This is a genomic window from Corallococcus sp. CA053C (assembly GCF_003611675.1).
Taxonomy (GTDB): domain Bacteria; phylum Myxococcota; class Myxococcia; order Myxococcales; family Myxococcaceae; genus Corallococcus.
This window is the reverse complement of record NZ_RAWA01000466.1, coordinates 1-6,990: the sequence shown is the minus strand read 5'-3', so window position 1 is coordinate 6,990 and position 6,990 is coordinate 1. Positions and strand designations below refer to the sequence as shown.

The window sequence follows — 6,990 nt, the reverse complement described above, 5'->3', positions numbered from 1 at the left end:
GGGAGGGTGGGCGCGTCCGTCACCACCGCGAGCACGTGGGAGCGGGACGCGGCGAGCGGCGGGCCCAGGCCCTCGCGCCACACCTCCAGCTTCGGCAGCGGCCCGTCCTTCCAGCCCTCCACGAGCACCAGGTCCACGGCGTCCGCGTAGCGGGCGAGGTGCGCGGGGGACAGGGCTTCGGAGGTGGTGAGCTGCGTGCCGTCCGGCGTGGCGAAGCCGACGAGCGCCGCGCCCGCGCTCCGGATCCGCGCGGTGTCGCTGCCGGCGCGGTGGAGCGGATGATCCTCCGACGAGTGCTTCACGCAGGCCACGCGCAGGCCGCGCGACGCCAGCTCCGGGACGACCCGCTCCAGGAGCGTCGTCTTGCCGGCGCCGGACCAGCCGATGATGCCGAGCGTGGGCGGCGGCTTCACGCGGCCTCCACGGACTGGAAGTCCGGCGCATCGAAGAGCTGCACGTCCACGGAGTCGCCCGCGGCGAAGTCGGCGCGGCCCGCGGGCAGCACGGCCCAGCCCCGGGCGGCGACGTTCTGCAGAATCTGCCCTGAGCCCTGGGGGCGCAGGCGGGCCCAGGGTTCGGGGCCGTCGTCGCGGGCTTCGAGCGCGGCGACGGTGACGAGGTACGTGAGGCCCGCCTGCTTGTGGCGGCCTTCGGAGAGCCGGGCCCGCACGACGCGGCGCTGTTCGAGCACGCCCTGGTGCTTGAAGAGGAGCGGGCGCGCGAATTGATCAAACGCGACGGTGGCGGCGCCGGGGTTGCCGGGCAGCACGACGACGGCGGTGGTGCCCAGGCGGGCCACGGCCACGGGCTTGCCGGGCTTGAGGGCCACGCCATCCACGAGGAAGCGCGCGCCCATCTGGGTGAGCACGCGCTTCACGCAGTCGCGGTCCCCCACGGACGCGCCGCCGGTGGTGATGAGCACGTCCACCTGGGGCGCCAGCCGCTCCAGGTGCGCGAGCAGCTCCTGTTCGTCATCGCGCGAGCGGGCCAGGTGCGTGACGTCCGCGCCGGCCTCGCGGGCGAGCGCGGCCACGAGGATGCGGTTGCTCTCGAAGACCTGGTGGGGCAGCGCGGGCTGGCCCGGCGCGACGAGTTCGTCACCGGTGGCGAGGACGGCCACGCGCGGCGCGGGGCGCACGAGGACGGTGGACTCGCCCAGCGACGCGAGCACGCCGAGCACGGTGGCGTCCACGCGCTGGCCAGCGGGGAACAGCGGGGCGCCCGGCATCACCTCTTCTCCGGCTCGGCGCAGGTCGTGGCCGGGCAGGACGGAGATGAAGAGGTCCACGTGGCCGCCGTCGTCGGTGGGGCGCGCGGCCTCCTGGCGGACGACGGCATCCGCGCCCGGGGAGAGGGGGGCGCCGGTGAAGATGCGCGCGGCCTCGCCGGGCTGGAGGGCGCGGCGGGGAAGGTGGCCGGCGTAGACGGTGTCGACGATGCGCAGGCGCGCGGGGCGGTCGCGCTGCGCGCCGCGGGTCTCCTCGGCGCGCACGGCCCAGCCATCCATGGCGGAGTTGTCACAGCCGGGCAGCGCGCGCGAGGCCACGACGCGGGCCGCGAGGAACCGCCCGTGGGCTTCCAGCAACGGAAGCGGCGTGGGGGCCGAGGGCGCGAGGGCTTCGAGCGCGGCCATTCGCGCTGCGGGGAGGGGAGTCAGCGGCATGCGTCGGAGGCGCGACTCTACGCCCGGGCGTGCGGCGCTTGTCCACGGGGGGGCGTGGGAACGCGGCTGCTCCCTCCCTCCCGAGTCAGGCGGAACCTCCGGGGTGCCCCGCCATCCCAGGCGCTGGGACGAGGCCTGGATGCAGGGAAAGCTGTGTAGGGTCGCGGGGAGATGGATGGAGCCGCGACCTTTCCCGACGTGACGCTGAGCATCCTGGCAGGCGGGCAGGGCACCCGGCTGGGCGGCGTGGCCAAGGGGCTGCTGACGGTGGATGGGCGCACGGTGCTGGAGCGGCTGCTGGAGCTCGCGCCGCGCTTCGGGGACGTGCTGCTGGTGGCGAACGTGCCGGAGCCCTACGCGCGCTTCGGGGTGCGCACGGTGGCGGACGCGGTGCCGGGCAAGGGCGCGCCGGGGGGCGTGCACGCGGCATTGGGCGCGGCGCGCACGCCGTGGGTGTTCGCGGTGGCGTGTGACATGCCGTTCGTCACGGAGGCCGCGGCGCGCGTGGTGCTGGACGCGCGCGCGGAGGACGTGGACGCAGTGTGCTTCGAGCGCGAAGGACGGTGGGAGCCGCTGCTCGCGAGCTACCGCGCGGCGCTGGTGACGCGGTGGGGTGCGGCGCTGGCGGAGGACCCGTCGCTGCGGCGGGTGCTGTCGCGGTTGCGCACGCGGACGTTGCCGGAGGCCGCGTTGCGCGCGGTGGATCCGGAGCTGCGCGCGCTCGCGAACGTGAACACGCCGGAGGACCTGGCGCGATATGGGGTGGGGTTGCCCCCAGCGTAGGGGCTGCGCTCGAAGCGCGTGTCCGAAACCGGACGTTGTGACAGGGCTGCGACCCGGGATGAGAACCCCCGATGCAACTGAGAGGGGTTGGCACGCTCCTTGTCCCTTCTCGCTGCCCGCGCCACTCCCGCTTTCAACGGACGGCACCTACCCTCCGGTCCTCGGGGGGAGGCCAGAGGCCACGATGGCGTTCACGTGTGGCGGGGAGCGAGTGGAGACCTGCATGTCGTCAGTCAGTGCGCCCTTGATCCTCTTGATCGAGGATGAGGAAGACATTCGAGACGCGGTCAGTACGTTGCTGGAGATGGAAGGCTACCGCGTCGAGCAATGCGTGCACGGCGAGGACGCGTGGGCGTGGCTCACGTGCCATGAGCGTCCGGACCTGGTGCTGCTGGACCTGATGATGCCGGTGATGGACGGCCAATCCTTCCTCCTGCGGCTGTCACAGGAGCGCCTGTTGGTGGACGTGCCCATCGTCGTGCTGTCCGGCAGTCCGTTCCGTCCCGAAGGCGCGGTGGCCTACCTGCGCAAGCCGGTGTCGGTGAGCCAGTTGCTGGAGATGGTGCAGCGCTTCCTGCCCTCGCCCAAGACCGGCCCGGGAGAACCCATCACGTCCTGAAACATGTGTCATGACGACACGCAGGGGACTCGCGGTGGCGGGGAACCTGTGGAATGGTGTCCGGCCCGGCAGGCTCCCTCCCTGCCCACTCAAAGGACGACGGATGCCGCGCGGAACACTGGAGCTTCCAGAGGACATCGCACGCGACCTGACGGCCCGCCTGGGCGCCACCACCGAGCAGGACACGTCCCGGGGCATGTTCTTCCTGGGCGTGCTGGACGCGGTGCGCTTCCTGGGGGGAGAGGAGGCGGTGGCGCGGGTGCTGGATCAGGCGGACGAGAAGGCGGACTACGTCCCCACGCAGCCCTATCCCTTCCCCCGCTTCCTGCGCCTGTCCTACGCGGCGGCGTGGCAGCTGGCGCCGCAGGTGGGCGACTTCGAATCCGCCATGCGCCAGATTGGCACCCAGGCGATGCTGGACTTCCTGCACTCCATGTTCGCCCGGGAGGTGGTGCAGCAGGCCGGCGGAGACCCGAAGCGCCTGATGGAGTTGATGCAGGCGGGCTACCGGATGGCCCTGAACTTCGGCGAGCGCACCGTGGAGTGGACGAGCCCGACGTCGGGTCGCATCTCCATGACGCGCACGCTGATGCCGGTGCCCTACACGGAGGGCATCCTGCGGGCGGCCCTGGAGGTCACCGGCGTGCATGACGTGCAGGTGCAGGGCCGCGCGCTGGCGCTCGTGGAAGCCGTCTACGACATCGCCTGGAGCTGAAGCGGCCTCACGGCTCCGACGGCCGCAGCTCCGACGGCCGCAGCTCCACGGTGGCGCCCTGGCGGCGGAGGCGGCTGGCCATGGCCTCCGCGACGCGCAGGGGCCGCAGGCGCACCAGCACCGCGGGCAGGGGGTCGTACACCCATCGCGCTGCGTCCTCGTGCTCCCGCCGCAGCTCCGCGATGAGCTTCGTCACCTCCAGGGGCGTCGTGCCAGGTCCGTCAGCACGACGTCGTAGCGCGGCGCCTTCAGGGGCGGTGAGCAGGGGCGCAGGAACGCCAGCGGATCCGTGTCCGTGCGCCAGGACTCGAAGAGCTTCACGTGGACCTGGAAGCTGTGTGCGCGCGCGAGGGCCTCCACGGCGGTGAAGCCCTCCACCAGGTCTCTGAAGATCACGCCCACCGTCAGGTCCGCGCCCAGGTGCTCTTTCGCGCCGCGCATCCGCCAGGCGACGTGGGGCTCCGCGGGGACGCACTGCACGAGCGGCCCGTCGTCCGCGTGGAGCGCCTCCAACAGCTCCACGGTCCGGGTGCGGATGTCCAGGCCCTCGCGGACCTTGTACGGGATCGACAGCTCGAAGACGTTCACCAGCGGGTGGTGCGCGTGCTCCACCGTGGTCTCCACGTGGCCGCCCCGCTTGTAGATGAACGCGCCGTAGAGGTTCGGGAGGGCGAGGGCGCAGGGGGCGTGCAGGAACACCTGGTGGCCCAGGGTCCAGACCCGGAGCGCGTCGTCGTAGGACCCGTTGTCGGAGTCGGTGTCGCGAGGGGCCCCGAGTCCGTGGCGTGCGGCGAAGTCCTCCAGGGGCGCGCTGTCGGTCCCCGTCTGATCACTGGCCTGGATCCAGGCCTGGTGCGCGGCGGAGAGTTGGGACAGCTCCGCGGCGACGCTCGCGGCGGTCTCCGCGTCCTCGAAGGCGCCCACCACCGTGTAGCTGCCGCTGTTGTTGCTGGCGAAGGCGTTCCAGACGTGGATCTTCATGAGGCGGCTCCTGACAGGGAGGACAGGCCATGGCCCGGCGTGCGCGCGCAGCCGGGCAGGGTGGACGCGGAGGCCAGCCGCTCGCGCTGGCCGTGCCACACGTCCATCACGTCCCGGGCGGACGTCACCGGGAAGGCGAGGTGGTGGAAGCTGCACGGCATCACCTTGCGGTCGGAGGTGATGACGAGGAACTCGCGGCCCGCGCCGCAGTCCTGCTTGTCGAAGAGGCGGGGGACGCCCTCCAGCCGCTCGCCCCAGCACACGTCGAGCTTCAACTGGCAGCGCGACCCGAGCGCCCGCGCGAGCACCGCCACGCGGCGCGACAGGTCGCGGGCCTCGGCCGCGTCCAGGTGCAGCGCGCGGTCGTGGCCGTTGTAGCTGAGCAGCAGCACGTCGCGGCAGCCCAGCGCCACCAGCTCCAGCACCACCGCTTCGAGCGAGGGCAGCCGCTCCGGCGTCATCAGGTAGTTCACGCCGAAGCGCGCCCCCGCGTCCGCGAGCCTCCCCACCGTGCCGCGCCAGTCGTTGTCGTCGTAGAGGGAGACGCGCACCTGGCCGTACCGGCCGCGCACGGCGGCCAGCCGCCTGGGGGTGAGGGCGAGGCCGTTGGTGGTGAAGCTCACCGCGAGCGGGGTCTCGTCGTACAGCCGGGCCACCAGCGTCTCGAAGTGGGGGAAGGCCCAGGGTTCACCGCCGCCGAAGGCGACCTCCAGCACGCCCGCGTCCGCGAGGCCAGAGAGCACGTCGAAGGCGCTGTCCGCCGTCCAGTCGCTCTTCGCTTCCAGGTCGCGCGAGCAGAAGGTGCAGGCGAGGTTGCAGCGGTTGGTGATGCCGAACTGGAGGGCCCGGGGGGCGCGGGCGCGCAGGTGTGCCGTCTCTTCTCCTTCGCAGCGCACGTTGGTGCCGGTGTCGCGGTCGAACAGCAGCAGCGCTCCGTCCAGCGGGAAGCGGCGCAGGTGCGCGAAGGGCGCGGGGACGGGCACGGCGGAGAGGGCGGATTCAGGGGACGACATGGGCCTCCAGGCTCCAAGCCGCGACGCGGACGCGGCCTGGGGCCAGGACCTGACGCTTCGGACGGCGGAGTCTGGCATGGGCGGGCCCCCCGTCCGGTCGTGGGAAGCGGGTTCGCAAGAGGGCGTGCGGAGGGCCTGCGCGCGCCCCGCTCCCGGCATGGAGGGCGACCGGGCGAGGGAGGGACGGTCGGGAGATTTCGACCGCTTCCCGCGTGCCGCGCTGGCTGGGAAGGCCCACCTGAAGGGGCGGGAGGCGCACGCGCGCATGGCACGCCACGAGGACCTGAAGGGACAAGTCGCCATCGTCACGGGAGCATCGAGCGGCGTGGGCTGGCAGTCCGCGCTGCGGCTCGCGGAGGCCGGGGTGAAGCTGTGTGTCACCGCTCGGCGCCGCTCCGCCCTGGAGCAATTGCGCGCGGAGGTGCTCCAGCGCGGCGGCGAGTGCCGGGTGTGCGAAGGCGACGTGACGGTGCAGGAGGACGTGGAGCGCGTGGTGCGCGAGTGCGTGGCGCACTACGGCCGCGTGGACGTGCTGGTCAACGCGGCGGCGGTGCAGTCCTACGGCCACTTCGACCAGCTCCCGTGGGAGCACATCACGCGCGTGTTCGACGTGGCGTGCTTCGGCTACTTCCGCTTCGCGCGCGCGGTGCTGCCGCACTTCCGGAAGCAGGGTTACGGCCACCTGCTCAACATCCAGTCCATGCTGTCCGCGGGGTCGGCGCCGCTCTTGTCTGCGTACGCGGCTGCGAAGCACGCGACGCTGGGGTGGGCGCGGTCGCTGGAGCTGGAGCTGGCCGGCACGGGCATCCAGGTGTCCAACGTGCTGGTGCCGTCGGTGTCCACGCCGATGTTCGACCACGCGCCGACGATGCTCGGGAAGAAGCCCGTGCCGGTGCCGCCCACGTACGACGTGGACCTGGTGGCGCGCGCGGTGGTGCGGCTGGCGCGGCGGCCGGGGCGCACGTCGGTGCCGGCGTTCCTCCAGGGGCGGTTGATGCTGTGGCTCAACGCCGTGGCGCCGTCGGTGGGCAAGGCGCTGCTGGGCCGCTACGGCGAGCGGATGCAGACGACGGGCACCCCGCTGCACCGGCCCGAGGGCAACCTCTTCGCCCCGGTGGCGGAAGGGGTGGGGCCCCGGGGCAGCGTGCCCCCGACGCCCGTGTGGCTGCGCTTCACGGCGACGTTGGGAATCGCGGCGCTGGCGGGGGGCGTGTTG

Annotated in this window: 9 protein-coding genes; 4 read left to right on the top strand and 5 right to left on the bottom strand. The window is 72.9% G+C overall.

Going from position 1 to position 6,990, the window contains the following annotated elements; translation table 11 throughout:
- On the bottom strand, positions 1-413 hold a 413-nt coding region (mobB, locus tag D7V97_RS37470), incomplete at its 3' end, for a molybdopterin-guanine dinucleotide biosynthesis protein B (protein ID WP_120615402.1).
- A complete protein-coding gene (gene glp / locus D7V97_RS37465; protein WP_120615401.1) occupies positions 410-1,663 on the bottom strand; it encodes a gephyrin-like molybdotransferase Glp in 1,254 nt (417 codons plus the stop codon). The genes mobB and glp, both read right to left, overlap by 4 nt.
- Before the next feature lie 171 nt (positions 1,664-1,834).
- On the opposite strand from glp, the gene D7V97_RS37460 reads away from it, so the two are divergent.
- From D7V97_RS37460 to D7V97_RS37450, 3 genes are all read left to right on the top strand, one after another.
- Positions 1,835-2,446, top strand: coding sequence for a molybdenum cofactor guanylyltransferase (locus D7V97_RS37460; protein ID WP_120615400.1), 612 nt, complete (start codon positions 1,835-1,837; stop codon positions 2,444-2,446).
- Between the two features lie 223 nt (positions 2,447-2,669).
- Positions 2,670-3,065, top strand: coding sequence for a response regulator (locus tag D7V97_RS44965; protein WP_158623534.1), 396 nt, complete (start codon positions 2,670-2,672; stop codon positions 3,063-3,065).
- A 103-nt stretch (positions 3,066-3,168) separates the two neighbouring features.
- Positions 3,169-3,780, top strand: a complete 612-nt coding sequence (locus D7V97_RS37450) for a TIGR02265 family protein (RefSeq protein ID WP_120615398.1) — start codon at positions 3,169-3,171, stop codon at positions 3,778-3,780.
- Positions 3,781-3,787: 7 nt separating this feature from the next.
- Here the strand turns inward: D7V97_RS37450 and D7V97_RS37445 are convergent, their stop codons facing one another.
- Genes D7V97_RS37445 through D7V97_RS37435 form a run of 3 tightly spaced genes read right to left on the bottom strand, consistent with a single transcriptional unit; the run spans position 3,788 to position 5,774 of the window.
- Positions 3,788-3,976, bottom strand: coding sequence for a hypothetical protein (locus D7V97_RS37445; protein ID WP_120615397.1), 189 nt, complete (start codon positions 3,974-3,976; stop codon positions 3,788-3,790).
- Positions 3,973-4,761, bottom strand: coding sequence for a hypothetical protein (locus D7V97_RS37440; protein WP_120615396.1), 789 nt, complete (start codon positions 4,759-4,761; stop codon positions 3,973-3,975). The genes D7V97_RS37445 and D7V97_RS37440 overlap by 4 nt, the downstream gene beginning before the upstream one ends.
- Positions 4,758-5,774, bottom strand: coding sequence for a radical SAM/SPASM domain-containing protein (locus tag D7V97_RS37435; RefSeq protein ID WP_158623533.1), 1,017 nt, complete (start codon positions 5,772-5,774; stop codon positions 4,758-4,760). Before D7V97_RS37435 ends, D7V97_RS37440 begins: the two co-directional genes overlap by 4 nt.
- Positions 5,775-6,039: 265 nt before the next feature.
- Here D7V97_RS37435 and D7V97_RS37430 point away from each other — a divergent pair.
- Positions 6,040-6,990 (top strand): SDR family NAD(P)-dependent oxidoreductase (locus D7V97_RS37430; RefSeq protein WP_120615394.1); only part of this gene is annotated, 951 nt, incomplete at its 3' end.